Below are 19953 nucleotides of genomic sequence, written 5' to 3' on the forward strand. Positions count from 1 at the left end.
ACCACCTGCGGTTTGAAGGATCGATTGACGTCCCCCGCACGGTTTAGCTCAGATATCGCTGCTTTTGGTCGCAAGGCCAATCTCCTGAGGCATCTGAGAAAAAAACACTGTGCATCTGGACGGGTGCCGGCTGACTTCGAACCTCCCGCCGATCTGTCGCACTAGGCCTTCGACAAGTCGCAGGCCGGACGACGACGAGCGCACCGAAGTCAGTTCGAATCCCGGGCCCTCATCCTCGACCACCAGCTTAATGCTTGGGCCGTTCTGTCTGATGGAAACGCGAACGGTTCCATGCCCATTTCCGGGCAAGCCATACTTCACGGCATTGATCAAAAGCTCGTTGATCGTGAGCGCCAGCGGCATGGCAATGTCATTTGGCAGTTGGATCGGATCCGCCTCGCAGAGCAATTGGACGGCTGGGGGGAACATCTGTTTTGCCGTCTCGCAAACAGCTTCCAGGAAAGGTTCAGCACTGAAGTTGATGGCATCGGGCGTGTCATAGAGGACCCGCTGAGCGGCAGCCATGGCGGCCACCCGCTTGCTGGCCTCATCCAGAACGGTCCGAGCCTCCGAACTCTTGCTGGTCCTCGACGCCACCGAAAGCAGGGACTTCAGCATCATCATGTTGTTCTTCACGCGATGATTGAGCTCGTCGAGCAAGATCCGTTGCTGGCTTTCGGCCTGCTTACGCTCGCTCACATCGACCAGCATGTTTATGGCGCCGGTGATGTTTCCAGCCGCATCGCGCATCGGTGTGGGATAGGGAATGAATGGAACCCGGGTACCGTCCGGCCGCTCGGCCACCGCTTCATATCCCCGGATGGGCCGCCCTTCGCGCAGCGAAATGGCCATTGGACATTGATCGTGGGGAAGCGGCGTTCCATCCGGCCAGTAGAGCTTCCATGTCACACACCATTCGTCGGTGCCAATCACGGGCGTTCGTCCGGCGAGTTGCACCGCCGCTTCATTGAAATAGGTGATCTTCCCGTCGCGATCGGTGGTGTAGATCGCGGCAGGAATGGCGGCGAGCAGGTCTTGAAGGTGGCGCTCGCTGTCTCGTATCTTCGCCTCCGCTACCTTTTTGTCAGTTATGTCTCGGGCGATTTTGGAAGCGCCGACGGTACGGCCTGACGCATCCCGCACCGGCGATATTGTGAGAGAGATATCCACCGGCGTTCCGTCTTTGCGGCGGCGAACCGTTTCGAAATGATCCACGAGTTCGCCGTTGCGGATGCGACCCAATATCAGCGGCTCTTCATCCAGCCGATCCTCGGGAATGATAGTGGTGATGGGCTTGCCTACCATCTCGGCGGCCGTATAGCCGAATAAGCGCTCGGCGCCGCGGTTCCAGCTCGAGACGATGCCTCTGAGATCTTTGCTCACGATGGCGTCATGGGACGACTCCACGATTGCAGCCAGTCGCTGGACTGCATTCTGTGCCTTGACACGCTCAATGCCGAACCCGAGCTGCCGCGCGATTGTCCGGGCGACTTCAATCTCTTCTGCCGAGCAATCGTGCGGCTCGTCGAAATAGGCCATGAACTTGCCCAGCAGACGCCCGCCTTCGATTATCGGAATGAAACAGACCGCGCCGATGCCTTCTGCTCGGATTGCGTGTCTCAAGTTGCCGGGGAGCTCTGCCTGTTCCACATCGCGCATGCAAATGGGCTGCGGATCGTGGTCTGCTGCGGACCAGGGCGAATGGCCTTCCACGGCGCTTCGATACGCGTCCGACAAGCCGCGCCAGGCGGCGAACTTCATGATCCCGCCTTCCAAAAGCAGAATAGAAGCGCGCTGACATCTTAGCCCGCGCTGGATCGCATCGAGCGCAGCCTCGTAGACGTCTTCGCGGGTATGGGCGTGCTGCAGCATTTCGGTCAATTGATGCAGCGCAGCCTGCTCCTCGGCCCTTCGGGCGAGCGTCGCCTCAATCTCTTTCCGCTCGGTGATATCGTGCTGCACCCGCACCGCGTAGTGAAACCGCCCGCTGCCGTCGTAGACGCTGGAAGACGTCACGACAGCCCAGAAAAGCGACCCGTCCTTGCGCACGAACCGCTTCTCGATTGTGTAGCTTTTGATCTCGCCGGCGACCTGTTGGCGATATTTCGTGCGATCCGCCTCGACGTCGGAAGGAAAGGTCCGATCGAAAATCGATCGACCAACAAGCTCCTCCTGCGTATAGCCCAAAAGACGGCACAAATGTCCGTTCACCCGCAGCAGCCGGCCTTCGGCGTCAGCTTCCACGATTCCCACACCAGCGCTGTGATAGGTCAGGGCAAGTCTCTGCTCCTGTTCGCGCAACAACTCTTCCGCTTCGACCTTTTCAGTCACGTCGATGGTGATGCAGCGCGTGTTGAGGAACTGACCACCAACCGAACGCACGTTCGATGTTATCTCCACCCAACGAATGGAGCCGTCTCTGGCGCGCAACCTCGCGCGATAATGTTGAAGGTGCTCATGCCGAGAGAGACGGTTCAAAATGTCGTCGATTGCGGCGGGATCGGCGTGAAATTCCCGGATGTTGCGGCCGATGTATTCCTCCGCGGCATAGCCGAATAAGTCCAGTTCGGCTCGATTGGCGCGCAAAATGGTGCCATCATTCGCCACCAGGTGGAGAGCAACGGCTGCATTCTCGAAGAAATCTTCCAGTTCGCTGCCGGGGAGCAGGACCGCTCGGTGCCGTTCGACGTCCCTTTCATCGGCGAAGGATTTCGCGCCAGAAATGCTGGAGGGCAAAGCTCGTTGTTCCATGAAAGGTTGAATTCCCCTAAACGCAGCTTAACACCCGATTTCGCAAGAGGTTCCAACGGGCTGCACAATTCATCCGGCCATTAACGGCAGGTGTTATGCTGAAGGCGTTCGCCGGCGCCGGGCCAGCAAATCCGGCGAATCGATGATGCCGCTATTTCGAGCCGTTCGCCGCACGCTTGCACGGCACCGCGACCTGACGCTTATCCAGACCTATGCGGAAAGCAGCCAGTCAAAGATCCGATTCCCGGCTTGGCTGCCGAGAGGCCGCCCGCTCCAAGGACATGCGCAATGGATGCTGCGGAGCGGTAATATTCTTCTGGACGCTAATACAAGCCGCTACATATTTAACGATCGGACAGCTGTCGGAGACTTTCTAGACACACGACTGCCGACCAAAGGGATGATCCGCTGATTTCGGGATGGAGGAAGGCCGTGGAAGATCACGCCGGCTCGGTGCCCAACGTAGCTGACTTCGTCATTCACAAGGTTCTGGATATGTTCGAATACTCCGACCGCGGCGCGGTGGTCACGATGGTCGATCCGCAGGGCGCACGCATCCGTCTCCACGTCACCATCGTCACCGGGGAGTTGCTTTGCGAACACATTGCCGAAGCCCTGGAGCAGCGATACGGGAAATAGAACGTCTACTTCAACAGCGCGGCCGTCCGGTCGACAGCGCTGGGAAAGCCGTTCAACGACAGGGAAAGGACCGTCTCCTTGCCGCCGTCCGCCACCACCTTGACCTTGAGGCTTTTGCCGTCGCGCAAGGTCGCCAATGTCTGGGCGTCGAAGTTCAGGTCCACGATGCAGCCGCCGGGCAGGCAGGTGCGGAAGCGGAGCGGCTGCAGGGCTGGCCCGTCATCGACCTGCAGCGTCACACCCTGGTCCAGCGCCAGCCCGAACGGCAGCACCAGCGTTCCCTGGACGGCCTCGCCGGCCGGGCGCAGTTCCATCGCCAGCACGCGCTGGCGCGACTGGCTGTCCGTCTGCTCCTGCGACAGTGCGCAGACCTTCACACCGGCGCCGTTCTGGATGGCGAGATTGCAAGAAACGGTCCAGTCGCCATGCCCTTCCCTGAGCGAGGTCGCCCCGCCGGGGAGACCGGAGGTCTCTTGCGCGAATGCGGCAGCAAAGGAGAGCAGGCTTGTGGCTATCAGCGTGGCATATCCAACTCGTCTGTTTCGTTTCATCTTGTTTCCATCTTTCAAATTCGTCCGAATAGAATGCGCACATGCGCGCATTCTATTGCTCAACCAGGCTGTGCCTGCGCTGCGTCGACGCCGCTACCAGCGCACGCTGAAGCCAAGCTTGCCGCTGATGACATTGCTGTCGCCGAAGCTGGCCAGGCTGGTCTTGGCCAGCGCTTCGCCATAGACCGAGTACTTCCCGTCGCCAAAGTCCAGCGACCCGCCGAGGCCGACACCGCCCCAGAACTTCTGGTTCTGGCTGGAAAGCTTCACGCCGGAGACATCGACATCCGTTCCGTCGAGGAAGTCGTAGTAGAGGTTGGCAATGCCGTAGACATGCGCCCGGCTCACCTGGCCGGCGCTGTCGGCCCACTGGTCCTCGTAGTCGGCGGAGATGCCGAGGCGGCCGATCAGGCTGTCGCCGCTGCCGGGCGACACGACGGTGCCGAACGGATCGGTGAACTTGTCGAAGTCGACCGCCGAGCAGGAAAGCTGCGCCTGCGGGGTCAGCGACCAGTTGGAGCGCAGCGCGATCTTCTGCCCGCTCTCGACGCTGAGCGCATAGCCGAAACCGTTGTTGCCGTCGGCAAGCTTGCCCAGCACGGCCGAGTTGATGTCGCTGTCATACCAGGTCGCCTGGGCCTGGGTGTCGACGTAGAAGCCGCTGTTGCCGAGCCAGGTCAGCGTGCCGCCGAGGCCGTAGCCGGTGGCAGAGATCGAGCCGGCGCCGAAAGTCGACGAGACATCCGATGAAACGGTGCCGTAGTGGACGGTGATGCCGCCCAAAAGGGTGCCGGCCTCGCTCTCATGCAGCAGGCCGTCGACGCCGGCGTTGAGCTTCCGGGTGGTCACGTCGTAGTCGGTGCCGGTGGTCGAGGTCTTGGGCTCGAACTTGCCATGGGCGGCATCGATGCGGGCCCAGATGGCGTTGCCGTCGACCGGTCCCTGGCCGGGCACGTCCGCGCCCTGTGGCGTCGCGCCCTCGCCCCATGTCCGGTTGCCGATGCGCTGCTGCAGCGTGCCCAGTTCGTTGAAGCTCTGCAGCACGCCGGCATAGGCCTCGTAGAGCGGCGTGCTCGGTGCATAGAGCGGGCCGGTGTCGTTGATCAGGGTGGAGCGCAGATACCAGTCGCCGTCGGCCGGCGTGCTGACGCCGTTCTTGTAGAGCCGATAAGCGTAAGCACCGCCGACCACGGCCTGGGCGCCTTCGAAGACATAGTCGCCGGCAAGCGTGAAGGTGCCGGCCGAGCTGCCGTCGATGTCGACGATCTTGATGCCTTCACTGGTTTGCGCGCCCGCGCCGCCGACATTGGTGACCGCCAGGACGCCGGTGCCGGAGGTGCTGCCATGCACGACCAGCCTGTCGGTCGTGGAGGCATCGCCGTCCAGCGCGGCATTGATGAGGACCTTGCCGCCATTGCCGACATAGTCCCCGGTCACCGTCAGCACCGTGCCGGGCGCCGCAGCACCAAGCCGCACCGCGCCGCTGTTGTCGAGCGAGGCTACCGTCTGGTTGAAGCCGGCAAGGTCGAGCGTGCCGCCGGAGGCGACGCTGAAGGCCGAACCCGAGCTGAACGCGTCTGCCGCGCCCGCCGCGAGCGTGCCCTGCTGGACAGAGGTGGGGCCCGAGAAGGCCGAGCCAGCGGCCGTCAGGACAAGCGTTCCATCTCCTGCTTTGTTGAACGCGCCCGACCCGGCCAGTGCCCCCTGCAGGGTCAAGGTGGTACCGGCGTCGGTCGAGATCGTGCCCTGGCCGAGAATATCGACGGCACGGTCGCTGGCGAAGCTAGCGGTGGTGTTGAGCGTGCCGCCGTTGAAGGAGAGCCCGCCCGCCGCATCGCCGAGGTTTGCATCGGCCGAGACCCTGAGCGTGCCGCCATTGATGGCGGTGCCGCCGCTATAGCTGTTGGCGCCGGTCAGCACCAGCGTTCCGGCATCCGTCTTGATGAGCTCGGCATTGCCGGTGAGCGCGGAGGCGATCGTTGCCGTGTAGCCTGCCCCCGCGCTGGTGCCGTCGCCGACCCGGATCGTCGACTGCGGGCCGACCAGGCCGATATCGCCGCCCTGGATGACATAGCCGTCGGTGGAGAACTGCATGCCGGCGGCCGTCACCTGGCCGAGCCCGATGTCCACCGTCACCGTACCGGCCTGGCCGGCGAAGATGGCGAAGGCGCCGTCGGAATAGGCTGCGTTGATCGACCCGGTGTCTTCGGTCCAGTTGTCGTTGCCCGAAGAGCTCTGCCAGGTGCCGTTGCCGCCATTGATCGTGCCGTCGAACTTCGGGCCGGCGTCGCCGTCCCAATAGTTGAGGTTCAGCCCTTGCGTGTTGACGAGGTTGACCTGATGGTCGACGGACGTCTGCACAAAGTAGTTCGAGGACGGGATGGAGCCGACGGACAGGCCGTTGTTGGTCAAGCTCCCGCTGTAATCGAACACGCGGTAGATGCCGGGGCCGAAGGTTCCGCCCGGCGAGACAGTGACATTGAGCGTGCCGGCGAGCGTCAGGTTGCCGCCGACGGTGGTGAGGTCGTTGAGCGCCCCGCCGGCGACATTCGCCTGGCCAAAACTGTAGTTGAGGATCGAGCCGCCGGAGAGCGTCAGATCTCCGGCGATCGCCAGCGTGCCCGGCGTGCCGTCGGCCGATCCGGGCGAGAGCGTCGCGCCGTCGGCCACCGTGACGTTGCCGCCGATCGTGCCCTTGCCGCCAAGCGTGGCGCCGATCCCAACCGAGGTAAGCCCCGTGGCCAGGCTGTTGTCGCCGTCGACATAGAGCCCGCCTGCCGCCACCGTGGTCGGCCCGGCATAGGAATTGGTCCCGGTCAGTGTCAGCGCCGCGCCGCCCGTCTTGGTGAATCCGCCCGCGCCGCCGATCGGGCCGGAGAGCGTAAGGTCGGCATCGGTCTGGAACGTGCCGCCGCCGGCATTGAGCGTGACGTCGCGCGCCGAGCCGAACGCGGCGGTGTTTTGCAGCGTCGCGCCATTGTCGAACGACAATGCGCCCGCCGCATCGCCGAGATTGGCGTCGGCCGAAACCTGCAGTCTGCCGCCCTCTATTGAAGTGCCGCCGCTATAGCTGTTGGTTCCGCCGAGCACCAGCGTGCCGAGATCGGTCTTGACCAGCTGGCTGGCGCCGGTGAGGTTCGAGGCGATCGTTGCCGTGTAGCCTGCACCGGGCAGGGTGCCGTCGCCGACCCGGATCGTCGCCGCTGCCCCAACCAGCTCGATGTCCTGTCCCTGGACGATATAACCGTCGGTGGCGAACTGCATGCCCGCCGCCTGCACCTGGCCGTTGGTGTTGTCGACCGTCACCGTACCAGCGCTACCTGCGAAGATTGCGAAGCTGCCGTTAGAGAAGGCGGCGTTTATGTCGCCGTCCGGCCCTGTCCAATTGTCGTCGCCTGCCGCCCGCCAGGTGCCGTTGCCCCCGTCCACACCATCATTGGCCTTTGGTCCGGCATCGCCGTCCCAGAAGTTGAGGGTCATCGCGCTGATATCGACCAGGTTCACCTGGCCCGCGACCGAGGTCTGCACGACGCGGTTGGGCGAGTTGCTGGTCAGCCCGTTGTCGACGAAAGCGCCGTCATAGCTGATCACGCGATAGATGCCCGGGCCGAAATTGCCGCCGGGTGCCTCGGTGACATTGATCGTGCCGTCGAGCGTCAGATTGCCATGCACGATCGTGAGATCGTTATAGGCGCCGCCGACGACGCCAGCCTGGCCGAAGGTATAGTCCAGGGTAGCGCCAGCCTGCTGAAGACTGCCATTGATGGTGAGTGTGCCGGGGGTAATGCCGACACTGCCTGGGGCCAGTGTAGCGCCTGGCCCCAAGCTTACGTCGCCGCCGATTATGCCATTGCCGCCCAGCGTGCCGGCGTTGACGGACGTCAGGCCTGTCGCGGCGCTCTGATCGCCGTCGATGTAGAGAGAGCCGCCAAATACCGACGTCGTGCCGGCATAGGTGTTGTCGGCTGTGAGCACCGTAGTGCCGGTGCCCACCTGTGTGACCTCGCCAGTGCCCGAGATCAGGCCGTCGAAGCTATAGGTGTCGGAGCGATCGAAGCCCAGATTGCCGTTGTCGACGACATCGCCCAGGATCGAGCCCGAGGCGCCGCCATTGCCGAGTTGCAGAACCCCGCTCGCAATGGTCGTGCCTCCGGTATAGGTGTTGTCGCCGCTGAGGGCGAGGAAGCCGGGACCGCCCGCCGTGAGTGCGCCGGTCCCGCCTATGGTACCAGACCATTCCACGAAGTTGTCAACGGCGATCGTACCGCCGCCGGCGTTGAGCGTGGCGTCTCGAGCGGACGTCAGGCCTGACCCGGTCACATGCAACGTGCCGCCATCGAAGGTGACGTCGCCGGCCACATCGCCGAGATTGGCATCGGCGGCGATCTGGACCGTGCCGCCATCGATGACGGTGCCACCTTGGTAGCTGTTGGCGCCGCTGAGCACCAGCGTGCCGCCGCCCTCCTTGCTCAAGCTCCCGGAACCGCTCACCGTGTTGGTAAGCACCAAGCTGGTGGCACTGTCGGTGTCGAAGGTGCCGCCGCCCGTATTGAGCGTCACCGCACGCGACGAGTTCACGTTGGCGGTCGTGTGCAGCGTGCCGCCATCGAGCGAAAGCCCGCCGGACGCGTCGCCGAGATTGTCGTCGGACGCGACCTGGACCGTGCCTCCGTTGATCGCGGTGCCACCCGTGTAGGTGTTGGTGCCCCCGAGCACCAGCGTGCCCAGATCGGTCTTTACCAGTTGGGTGGCGCCCGTCAGGTTGGACGCGATCGTGGCGCCATAGGCCGCACCCGCCGCCGTTCCATCACCGACGCGGATGATCGATTGCGGGCCGACCAGGCCGATGTCCGCGCCCTGGACCAGGTAGCCGTCGGTCGCGAATTGCATGCCGGCGGCCAAAACGGGGCCGTTCGTGCCATCCACCGTCACCGTGCCAGCGGCTCCCTGGAAGATAGCAAAGCTGCCGTTTGCGAATGGCGCGGCGAACGTTCCGGTGATGTCCGTCCAGTTCTGGTCGCCTGCGGCCAGCCAGGTACCGCTGCCGCCATTCACCGCGCCATTGGAGGCGGGGCCGGCGTTGCCGTCCCAATAGCTGAGCGTCAGCCCGGCCGAGTTGACAAGGTTGACCTGGTTGGCCACCGAGGTCTGCACGAAATAATCGGGGTCCGAGGCGGTTAGGCCGTTATCCGCCAGAGTGCCGTTGTAGTTGATGATACGATAGACGCCTGGACCTAGGGTTCCTCCCGGGCTCTGCGTGACATTGAGCGTGCCGTCGAGCGTCAGGTTGCCACCGACATTGATGAGATCGTTGAGCGGGCCGCCGGGCACGTTTGCCTGGCCGAAGTCCACGTTGAGGTTGGAGTTGCCCAGCGCGAGGTTGCCGTTGATGGTCAGCGTGCCGGGGATATTGCCCGCGCCGCCGGGGGCGAGCGTGCCGCCGTCGGCCACGGTGACGCTGCCGCCGATGGTGCCGGTGCCGCCGAGGGTCGCGCCGCTCGCGACCGATGTCGGGCCGGTAGCACCCGACTGGTTGCCGTTGATCAGCAGCGTCCCGGCATTGACGTTGGTGGCGCCGCTATAGCTGTTGTTGCCGGTCAGCGTGGTGATGCCGGTGCCGAGCTTGTTGACCGCGCCGGTGCCGGAGATGGCGCCCCCGAAGCTGTAGTTGTTGTTGAGGTTAAAGGCGAGCGTCCCGTTGTTGGCTACGCTCGGTGTCGCCAAGGTACCCGCTGTCGCGCCGCTGCCCACCTGGAGCGTCCCGCCCTGGATCGTCGTACCACCGCTGTAACTGTGGTCACCAACAAGCGTCAACGTTCCGGTGCCCTGCTTGTCCAAGCTCTCGAACCCGCTGATGCCCGCGCCCTGGACTGTGCGATTTACCGTGTTGATTACCCGAAGCGTGTCGCCCGCGCCTGTCTCGCCACCGGTACCGGCGTTGACTGTTCCGGTGAGAACGGCGCCGTCGTTGAGCGTCAGCGTGTCGTTGCCGGCGCCTAGGTTGAGCGCTCCCACTCCGGTGTTCAATGTCCCGGTCAGGTTGACGTTATCGCTGCCGCCGCCAAGGTCGCCATTGCCGCGCAGCGTGCCGCCATTGGCGATGTTGATAGTGCTTGCCCCGGCGTCGCCGCTGATCGTCACCGGCGTCGCGCCGGCCGCCTGCACGGTGCCGTTGACGTTCAAGGTCGAGCCGCCATTCATGGCGAGCGTCGGCGTGGTCAGCACCTTGCCCGCGTCGACCTGCAGCGTGCCGGCATTTACAGTCGTGCCGCCGCTGCTGGTCAGGTTGGTTGCCAATTCCAGCATGCCGGCATCGACCCGCGTCGTGCCGCCGATGCTGCTGTCGATCACCGATGTCAGCCTGGTCGTGCCGGCGCCGATCTGGGCGATGTTGCCCGCGCCGCTCAGGTTGCCGCCAAAGTTGAACGTGTCGCTGCGATTGAACGACAGCGTCGAGGTCGAGTTGACGACAACGACATTGCCTGTGCCGGCGTTGCCCGACGTGCCGCCGTTGCCGACGACCAGGTTGCCATCATTGATGACGGTGTTGCCGGAATAGCTGTTGTTGCCCGTCAGCACCCAGGTGCCGCTATCGTTCTTGGCCAGCGTCGTTTTCGCGGTCGTGGCATTCTGGTCGACGATCGTTCCGCCCATTATGTTGAGACCGGTATTCGTGCCGCCCAGCGCCAGCGTGCGCGCTCCGGCCCCACTGTATAGTGCGGAGCCGGTATTGGTGAACTGGATCGCCCCGGTGCCGGACGATTCGATGAAGCTGACGCCTGTCTGCAGCGTGAACAGCCGGTCGGTGGTGTCGCCCGTGCCGGTATAGCGCAGTGTCGAACCGCTGCCGATCGCGAGGCTGGATGCCAGGTTCGACGACTTCCCGATCGAACTCGCCTGGCCGCCATCGGCGAGCTTGTCGACGGCAAGCACGCCGCCGCTGATCGTGGTGATGCCGGTATAGGTACTGGTCTGGTTCTTAAGCACCCAGGTACCCGTGCCGCCCTTGGTAAGCGCGGTCGTGCCGCTTGCGGGATTGTCAATGCGCGCCGAAAGCGAGTTGTTGGCCGTACTCGTGCCGGTGAGCGTCAGGGTACGGTTGCCGCTGCCAGACAGCGTAATCGGCACCGTGCTTGTAAAATTGATCGCGCCGGTACCCGACGCGTCAAGGCCGCCGCCGCTCGCACCAAGCGTAAATTGACGATCGGTGCTGCCTCCGGACCCGATATACTGCAGCGTGCCGCCGTTGAGGACAAGATTGCTCGGCGCGGAGCCCGAGGCGCCGATCGAGCTGTTGGAAAGCCCATTCGTCAGGCTCGCCGCAGCGAGAACACCGCCGTTAATCGTGGTCGCGCCTGTATAGCTGCTGGCCACACCGGAGAGCGTTTGTATGCTGCCCCCGTTCTTCACAAGCCCGCCGCTGCCGCTGATGGCACCGTTGTAATTGGCGCTTCCGATACCGCTTATCGTCAACGTGGCGCTGCCAAGCGTGATGTTGCCGCCAGTAATGCCCAGATTGCCTTGGCTGATATAACCGACCGTATTGCTGAAACCGTTCAGATCCAGGGTTGCCCCGGTCGTGTCCATTCGCAGGCCGCTCGAGCCGAATGCGCTGGTCGACCCCGCGCGGAGGGTGCCGCCGTTGACGAAAGTAGCGCCATTGTAGGTATTGGCGCCGGAGAGCACGAGCGTGCCGGGCCCGAACTTTTCGAGCTGCGTCCCCGTCGCCACCCCGCTGAACTCGAGTGTCGTGGCGGCGTTCTCAACGGTGATCCTGCCCGAGGTCAGTGTAAAGCCGCGATCGGTCGTGACGCTGGCGCCGGTATAGTTCAGTGTGCCATCGATCTGCAGATTGGTCGAGGCGCTGCTCGAGGCGCCGATGTCGCTCGGCTGTCCGCCATTGCGCAGGCAGCTGACGTTCAGCGTGCCGGTGATGGTCGTGGCTCCCGTGTAGCTGTTGGTGCAGCCGCTGAAGGTCTGGCTGCCGCCCGCGACGGCGACGCCGCCGCTACCGCCGATCGTGCCCGAAAAGCTGCCGTTGCCGTTCGTCGTCAGGGTCGCCGCGCCCAGCAGCACGCTGCCCCCGCCGCCGAGCCCGCCCACCGTGTTGTTGTTGCCGGCCAGATCCAGCGTTGCGCCGGTGTTCACCGTCATGGCGCCCGTGCCGAACGCACTGGCAGAGCCTGCACGCAGAATGCCGGCGCCTACCGTGGTGCCGCCGGTATAATTATTCGTGCCCGACAGCACCAATGTCCCGACGCCGCTCTTGGTGAGGCCGCCTGCCCCGGTGCCTACTCCGCTCATCGTCAGCGTCGTGCCGCCGACTACATCGATAGCTCCGCCGCCGGTACCGAGCGTGAAGCCACGGTCGCTGCTGGTGGTTCCACCGATATAGCTGAGCTTCCCACCGTTCTGCAGCACAAGATTGGATGAAGCGTTGCTCGCCGCGCCGATGCCGCTTGCCTGCCCGCCATTGGCAAGCGCGCCTACGGCCAGAGTGCCGCCGGCAATGGTGGTGGCGCCGACATAGTCGTTGCTCGCGTTGGTCAGCGTCAGCGTGCCGGCGCCGGTCTTGATGAAGCCGGCATCGTCCGGGCTGGTCACCTGGCCGGAGAACGTCAGGTTGGTGGCGGCGTTGGTGACCTCGAAGGTGCGCGATGGACCGCCGTTGACGAGGGTGAAGCCGCGATCGGTCGAGGCCGTTGCGCCGGTGTAGCGCAATGTGCCGTTCTCGATCACCAGGTTCGAAGACGCGTTGGATGAGGCGCCGATGGCGCTCGCAACGCCGCCATTGGCGACACTGTTGAAGGCGAGCGTGGCACCGCTCACCGTCGTCGCACCTGTGTAACCGTTGCTGCCCGTCAGCACGACGACACCGGTGCCGGTCGAGCCTCCCGTGCCGCCCACCGTGAAGGACGTCGCGCCACCGTTGTTGATAATGTTCGAGGCGACGGTGAAGGTGCCGCCGCTGTTCTGCTGCACGCCAAGCGCGCTGCCGCCGGCGCCGCCGGTCAAGGAGCCGCCCTGGATGGTCTGGTTAGCGGTTCCGACCGATGGCGAGACGATGATAGTGCCGTCCACGCCGAGCGTATTGCCGGCGCCGACAGTGACGGTGGAATTGGCCGCCGCCGTGTATTTGAGGCCGCCGAGCGCGACATTGCCGTTCACCGTGCCGGAATAGGGCGTATTGGCGTTGCCGGCTTCGTCGCTAAGGATATTGCCGGTCGCCCACAGGGCCGCATTGTCCTCATCAACATAGGCGGTGAATGCGGTGATGAAGCCGCTCGACACTTGCGCATAGTCGGTGCCGTTGACGGTTGCCCAGCCGCCAAGCGCGCCGTTGGCGTTGCTGGTGGCCATCGACGTTCCCGTGCCGATGCCGAAATCGACGAGACCGCCGGTACGGCTGACGGCGCCGAGATTGACCGTCAGCACGCCGCCCACGCCAGCGGTCGCGTTGATCCGGTTGTTGCCCGCCGTGACGTTCAGGCCATTGAAGCTTTGGCTGTTCATCCCGGTGCCACCTTTCACGGTGAGCGTGCCGCCGCTCATATTGAGCGCCGAGGATATGGAAACGATATTGTTCGTCGGCGCGCCGGGCGCTGTGAAATCCACCGCCAGCGTGCCGCCGCCGATGCTGGTCGCGCCGGAATAGGTGTTGGCGCCCGTCAGCGTCTGCGTGCTGGCACCTAGCTTGGTGAGGCCGCCGGTGCCGGTAATGACGCCGGCATAGGTGGCGCTGCCCGACGTGCCGTTCACCGTCAGGTTGTTGCTGCCGAGGTCCACGGTCCCGCCGGTGCCCGCCAAGGAGCGAGCGGTTATGTCGAAGCCGCCCAGGTCAAGCGTGCCGCCATTGACGACAAGCGGATTGGAAGGCCCGAATGCAGCAGAACTGCCGGCGGTGAGCGTTCCGCTCTGGACCGTGGTGGTGCCGGTGAAAGTGTTGCTGCCGCTCACCACCCAGGTGCCGGCGCCGTTCATGGTGAGGTTGCCGGCGCCCGAGATCACGCCCGAGAATGTGTTCGCCCCCGCGAAGCTGCCGCCGAGCGTCAGCGTATCGGCGACGCCGCCCGCGACAAAGCTCGTCGGTCCGCTGAAGGAGAGCGCGCCGGTGCCGTCATTGCTGATGGTGCTGGAGCCCGAGATCGTCAGCGTGCGGTCGGTCGCCGCGCCCGTTCCCGTATAGCTCAGCGTGCCGCCGCCGAAATTGATAGTGTTGCCGGTGCCGAACGAGCTGTTGGCACCGCTGTTCGCCAGGGTCGCGGCCTTGACGGTGATAGTGTTGATCGTGGTCGGCCCGGTGTAGGTGTTGGCGCCCCCGAGGGTGATGATCCGGCCAGCATTTCCCGTAAAGGCGATAGCCCGGGCGACCGAGGAACTGATGACGCCCAGCAGGTCCATGTCGCCGGACGCCGCGGAGAAATTCATGGTAAGTCCGTAGGCACCGCCGGCAAGAATACCGCCGGTCAGCGTCAGCGTCCCGGTGCCCAGGTTCTGGAGATAGTTGCCTCCGCTGGAGGTGTTGTTGAAACGCCAGTTGCGATTGGAGCTGTCGCCGTCACCGGAATAGACCAGATTGCCGCCCACTCCGCCACCGGCGCTTACAGTGACGGTACCCGACGCCGCATCCGTAGGCGCGCCGAGCGAGCTTGCCACCCCAAGGTCTGCTACCGAGGTGAAGCCGTTGGTGCCCTGGCCGAAAACCGTCTGACCTGTATAGTCGTTGGCGTCATTGCTGATTGTGCCCAAAACCTGCAGCCCGCCAGCCCCGGTGAAGCGCGCTGTGAGCGCCCCACTACCTGCGACCGCACGTCCGCTGACGATCGTAACAACCCGGCTGGCGGCAAGTGCGCTGGTCGAGCCGATAGAGGTACCATTCGCAAGCGAGACGCCATTGCCGGCCGCGCCGAGCGAGGCATCGCTGGCGAGCCCGAGTGCTCCGGCCGAGACGGTGATGTCACCCGTGAAGGTGTTCGCGCCGGTGAGCGTCAGCCCGCCGGCGCCGACTTTGGTGAAGCCTGATCCGGCGATCACGGAACTGATTGTGGTGGTTCCGGCAATGGAAATCGTCGGCGTGGTGCCGGTGAGCGTCAGCGTGCTGCCAGCGATTGTATAGCCCGCGACACCGAAGGCCAGATTGTGGGCCGTCATCGGCCCCGCGAGCGTCACCGTCCCGGCGGTGCCGTTGAAGAAGGCATTGTCGCCGCCGACGGCGGCATTGTTCCAGCTGGCCATCGGCCCGGTGACACCATCACTGCTCGGATTCCAAAACAGCGACGAGGTGTTCCAGGCTCCGGTACCGCCGAGGCCCACAGCGGTGCCGTTGACGTCCCAATAGAGATCGGCCGCCCCTGCAGGGACGGCGCCAAGTCCGGCCAATAGCGCGGCCGACACAAGCGCACCACGCAAGACCGGAGCTGCCGCCGAAGCCAGGTGGGCAAGATTCGGCGCATAGCTTGCCGCCTGGCCTTTCCATTTGGTCATGCGGCCGCCGCGCAGCAGGCGCGAGAAGATGGCGACGCGCGTCTCCGTCTGCCCCGGGCGGCCCGGACGCCTTTGGGAGGGTGCGCGTCCGGGGTGTCGGCCGTCGGCTTTCAATCTTCGCCCGCCGGCGCCATCGCCGGCTCCCACGTGGTCGTGGATCGGTTCGCCGCAGGCCAACCCAGCCATCTACCCCCCCCTGCATTAGCATATCATAATGTTCCCCGACGGAATCAGGGCCCGACTCAAGAGAAAGGCATGATCTGTACGTTGCGTATTTCAGAAAAGTGCGGAGTTTTGTAAAAACGTACGGTCAATCAACGCCTGAAGCGGAAATTTGGACAAAGATGTTAATCGTATAGCACAAGTCATTATTTCGTAAGACTAATATACCTTTAACGAGTGAGCCGCGGTTTCGACGATTCAGATGGAGGAGCGGAAGCGGGTCGGTGTCGTGCCCCGGTGCTTCTTCATCGCAGCTGTCAAATGGCTCTGACTGGAAAACCCGCTGAGATAGGCGACATCCGTAATGGTCGCGTCTCCCTCGGAAAGCAGCCGCGTTGAGTGATCCAGCCGCAGGTCCAAAAGATAGCGATGCGGCGACTTCCCAAAGGTTCGGCCGAAGGCCTGCGTGAAATGCTTGGGCGAAAGGTTGGCAAGCGTCGCCAACTCGCCGACGGAGATTTTCCGGGCGAGGTTAGCCCTCAGGAAGTCCTCCAGAGTGCGCACCGCTTTTCGCGTCAGCCCGCCTTTGAGCTGCTGAGGTCCCTTGTCCCGCGATGTGTAGGCCTGAAGGATATGAACTCCGAGGATGGCGATGAGGTGCTCGACATAAAATTCGGCGGCGCCCTGCTGCTTGGTAAGTTCGGCTTTGAGCAATTGCCCAATACGCAGGGCGGTATGATCGAGCGTGCCAAGGGGCGGAGGCTTCAACTCGACCTGCTCAGTGCCGAACTGTTGTCTCGCAAGCTCCTTCAGGCTGCTGTCCGGGTAGACGACAATCGAACTTTCCCGCGCCTCCGACAGATGCAGGCGAGCTTCGAGATGCGCCGGCTTCACGATGATGCCCCCTGCCGGCGCGTCATAGCGCTTGGCCTTGCCATCACCTAGTCTTGCGCATGTGTCCGGCGCGGGGTCGAGGCCGACATATATGACATGGTGACTTGCCGGAAACGTGTATGATCCGGGAGGCAATAATGAATATGCGGCTGTTCCCCGCTTTGTCGCTATCGCCAGGCCATCGGCCACCGAAAGAACGGATTCCAGATCAGCATCGGCTGCCAGATCAGCATCGGCTGCCGGATCAGCATCGGCTGCCGGATCAGCATCGGCTGAATGAGAATTATCATCTAAATCGCATTCCGGAGAAGTCATGCCATTTCGGCCCTTAACACAGGTTATCGTTTTGCTTCATCTGAAGTGTATTGGGCCATATTGGACCCCAAACTCAACGTTAGTTAGACGCGCCCGTTCCCACCCCAAGGCACATCTGTGGCAGCCCGAAGCAAGCTGTGCGACAAGTCAGCCAGCTGCCGGTCGAGTGGCGAATTTTCGATTTGGAACGGGCGATATTCGGAAGAGCAGGCCGAACTGTTCTTCAATGCTCTATCCACGATAGATGCACGTCAGCCGGTCAAAAATTCCCGGTCTGCCGAGTCTTGCCAAACGATCATCGCTGCATCAGCCTCCCGCCGCCAAATCCCCGACTCCCGGCGTCGAGGACAATAAGCTGAGTTCTTGATCCACAAAAGAGCGCATCATCGAACCCTCCGTTCGGAATTTTAAACATGGAAACGAACCCATCTTATGAGCTGAAGGACACAAGCTGCTTTGTTCAGATCGCTCGCGCCGGGATATCGAGAGCCGCGGACACCCAATAACGTTCCCAAGTCGACGCTCAGCCACCACTTGCAGAGATTGGGGAACGCGCTTGGAGGTGGAGCTGTTCGTACGCAAGCACAGGGGACTGGAACTTACCGACGCTGGGAGGGAGTACCTCGACAGTTGCGTGGCCATCTTCGACAGTTGCGAGAACGCGGCCAGCGCTGCGCAGCGCGCGCACTCCTCCATCAGCGGAAGCGTTCGCGTTCTGGCCAGTTCCGAATTCGGGACGGCGATCATCGGCGCGGCGACGCACTTCCTCCTGCGCGATAACCCCGACAACGACATAGACGTAAAGATCATCCCAAACGACAAGCTTATCGTTGGGGATTTCGATTTCGACTGCATGATCTATGTTGGCGAGTCTCCAAACTCGGCCTTGATGCGTCGAACACTGGGCGCCATATCCTACGACTTTATGCCGGCCGCGACTTTCTGGCTCGGCACGGAACGCCGAAAACTGGCGCCTCAGACAGTATCGATCGGGAGGATACGGTATCGCTTTCCCGTGAGGCTGGCCAAGGCGTTTACCACCGCCGGCGAAATGACTGGGGTGGCGGGTTCGCCAACACCCAGCGGGGCGTCATCGCTTGGCACGATATGCACATCGATCGCCGCCGGCGCGTCGGACATGTAGGGCGGCCGAAATCCATCGAAGTTCGACTGCTCAACGCCGCCGTCCTTGAGTGTGATGGCCGACATGAGCTGAGTGAGACCGAAGCCGATCGCGCCTTGGCACTGAGCTTCGATGGAAAGCGGATTCACCGGTAGCCCGCAGGCGATGGCAACAGTGACGCGGTGGACCCGTGGGCGATTGTCCACCACCGAAACCTCGGCCGCGCAGGCGATACCGGTGTCCCAATAGTCCGCGCACGCGATGCCTGCGGCGTGGCCGGGGGCAAGGCCATTTCGCCACCGGCTCTTCTCCTCGAGCAAGGTCAACGCATCGCGGACCTTTGTGGCCTCGGGGTCGAGAAGCTTCAGCCGATAGGCGATGGGATCGGCGCTGGCGCGAACGGCCAGCTCATCGATCAGGGTCTCCATGACAAAAGTGTTCTGTGAGTGCCCGACGGAGCGCAGGGTGTAGACCGGCACGCTCACCGCCGGATGGTGTACCGATATCTCAAAGTTCGGGATGCGGTATTTGTTGTTCACCGCTCCCTCGATGACGAGCGGATCAACGCCATCCTTGATAAAAGTCTTCTCCATCGCCGTTCCGATGATGAACGACTGGCCAACGGCCACGTGTTGCCAGGCCCATGGCATCCCATCGGCCCCAATGCCGATTTCGACGCGATGGGTCGTCATTGGCCGGTAGTAACCGCTCCGCATGTCGTCTTCGCGCGTGTAGATGAGCTTGATCGGCGTGCCGCGCACGCGCTTGGCAATGGCCGCGGCCTCGAAGGGCACATTGCCGTCGAGCGGGCTGCGCCGGCCAAATCCACCGCCGGCAAAGACCACATGCAGTGTGACTTGGCTGGGATCCAATCCGAGCGCCTGGGCGAGCACTCCTTGATCAAGCGTGGCAAATTGAGACGGAATCCATGCTTCCGCACGGTCGCCGTCATAGCGAAGCGTCATGTTAAGGCACTCGAGCGCAGCGGCGGCCAGATATGGAAGTTCGTAGTCCGCGACAAGGCGCTGGGAAGGCTCTGTCCGGGAAAGCGCTGTCTTGTCGCCTCGGCTGAGCGCGATCTTTCCCGGCGTTTTGGCGAGGGCCTGAAACCTGGCGCGCAATTCCTGGCTGTCGGCGCGCTCCACCCCTGAGAAATCCCAGTCGACCTTGACCTGGTCCCGCGCCTGTTTTGCGGTCCAGAACCGGTCACCGACCACGACCACGGCGCTTCCCTTGACAAGAGGAATTTCGAACACGTCCCGCACACCGTCCATCGAGCGGGCCGCTTGCGCGTCGAACGCCTTGACCTTCGCCCCGAATACCGGTGGCCGTGCAATGAGGGCGATCATCATGCCCGGTAGGTCGATGTCGAGCGCGAATTTTTGCGACCCGTTCGTCTTCGGGCGGCTGTCCATGCGGCGCGTCGGCTTCCCGATAATCCGGAAGTCGCCAGGATTCTTCAAGACAACTTGCTCCGGCATGGGCCTGCGCGAAGCATCGTCCGCGAGTTCGCCATAGCCTGCCGATTGGCCGCCGGGACCACGGACCACGCCCGCCTCCGTCCGACACTCGTCCGGACGCACCTTCCATAGATCGGCGGCGGCGCCCACGAGCATTGCGCGGATGCGGGCGCCGAACTCGCGATGCTGCTGATAGCCATAGCGCACGGACCACGAACCGCTCGTGCTCTGTATCCCGAGCGGTGGCGCCTTGTAGGCATCTCCCGCCGGGGCAAGCTCGGCGCTCACTTGGGACCAGTCCGCATCGAGCTCTTCCGCGACGATCATCGGCAGTGATGTGAGCACCCCCTGCCCCATCTCGATGTGCCTCACAGCGATCACGATCCGCCCGTCGGGCTTGATGTGAACATATGCGTCGGGCGGGGCTGGCGGCGCGTCGGCGCTCTGCGCGAGTGCCGGAAGATCGAAGTGCAGCGAAACCAACAGTCCGCCAGCGGCAACTGCCGATGCACGCAGGAAAGTGCGGCGGCTTAAATGATCCTTGTCAGGCTGGCGTGCGAACCGCATGGCCCGT

General features: G+C 63.4%; 6 protein-coding genes. 1 reads left to right on the forward strand and 5 read right to left on the reverse strand.

Annotated elements, in window-relative coordinates; translation table 11 throughout:
- Positions 1 to 48: 48 nt before the first annotated feature.
- Positions 49 to 2751, reverse strand: a complete 2703-nt coding sequence (locus FJW10_RS09830; protein WP_140899937.1) for a PAS domain S-box protein — start codon at positions 2749 to 2751, stop codon at positions 49 to 51.
- Between the two features lie 432 nt (positions 2752 to 3183).
- Between FJW10_RS09830 and FJW10_RS09835 the strand changes: the two genes are divergently transcribed.
- Positions 3184 to 3390, forward strand: coding sequence for a hypothetical protein (locus FJW10_RS09835; protein ID WP_140828325.1), 207 nt, complete (start codon positions 3184 to 3186; stop codon positions 3388 to 3390).
- A gap of 5 nt (positions 3391 to 3395) precedes the next feature.
- Here FJW10_RS09835 and FJW10_RS09840 read toward each other — a convergent pair whose 3' ends face one another.
- From FJW10_RS09840 to FJW10_RS09855, 4 genes are all read right to left on the reverse strand, one after another.
- Positions 3396 to 3941 carry an invasion associated locus B family protein gene (locus FJW10_RS09840; RefSeq protein WP_140899938.1) on the reverse strand — a complete coding sequence of 182 codons (546 nt, stop codon included), beginning with the start codon at positions 3939 to 3941 and terminating at the stop codon, positions 3396 to 3398.
- 93 nt (positions 3942 to 4034) lie between these two features.
- A complete protein-coding gene (locus tag FJW10_RS09845) occupies positions 4035 to 15611 on the reverse strand; it encodes an autotransporter-associated beta strand repeat-containing protein (protein ID WP_140899939.1) in 11577 nt (3858 codons plus the stop codon).
- A 234-nt stretch (positions 15612 to 15845) separates the two neighbouring features.
- A complete protein-coding gene (locus FJW10_RS09850; protein ID WP_140899940.1) occupies positions 15846 to 16796 on the reverse strand; it encodes an AraC family transcriptional regulator in 951 nt (316 codons plus the stop codon).
- A 975-nt stretch (positions 16797 to 17771) separates the two neighbouring features.
- Positions 17772 to 19946, reverse strand: coding sequence for a molybdopterin cofactor-binding domain-containing protein (locus tag FJW10_RS09855; RefSeq protein WP_181177474.1), 2175 nt, complete (start codon positions 19944 to 19946; stop codon positions 17772 to 17774).
- Between the last annotated feature and the right edge of the window lie 7 nt (positions 19947 to 19953).

Origin of the sequence: Mesorhizobium sp. B4-1-1, assembly GCF_006439375.1 — a bacterium.
GTDB lineage: Bacteria > Pseudomonadota > Alphaproteobacteria > Rhizobiales > Rhizobiaceae > Mesorhizobium.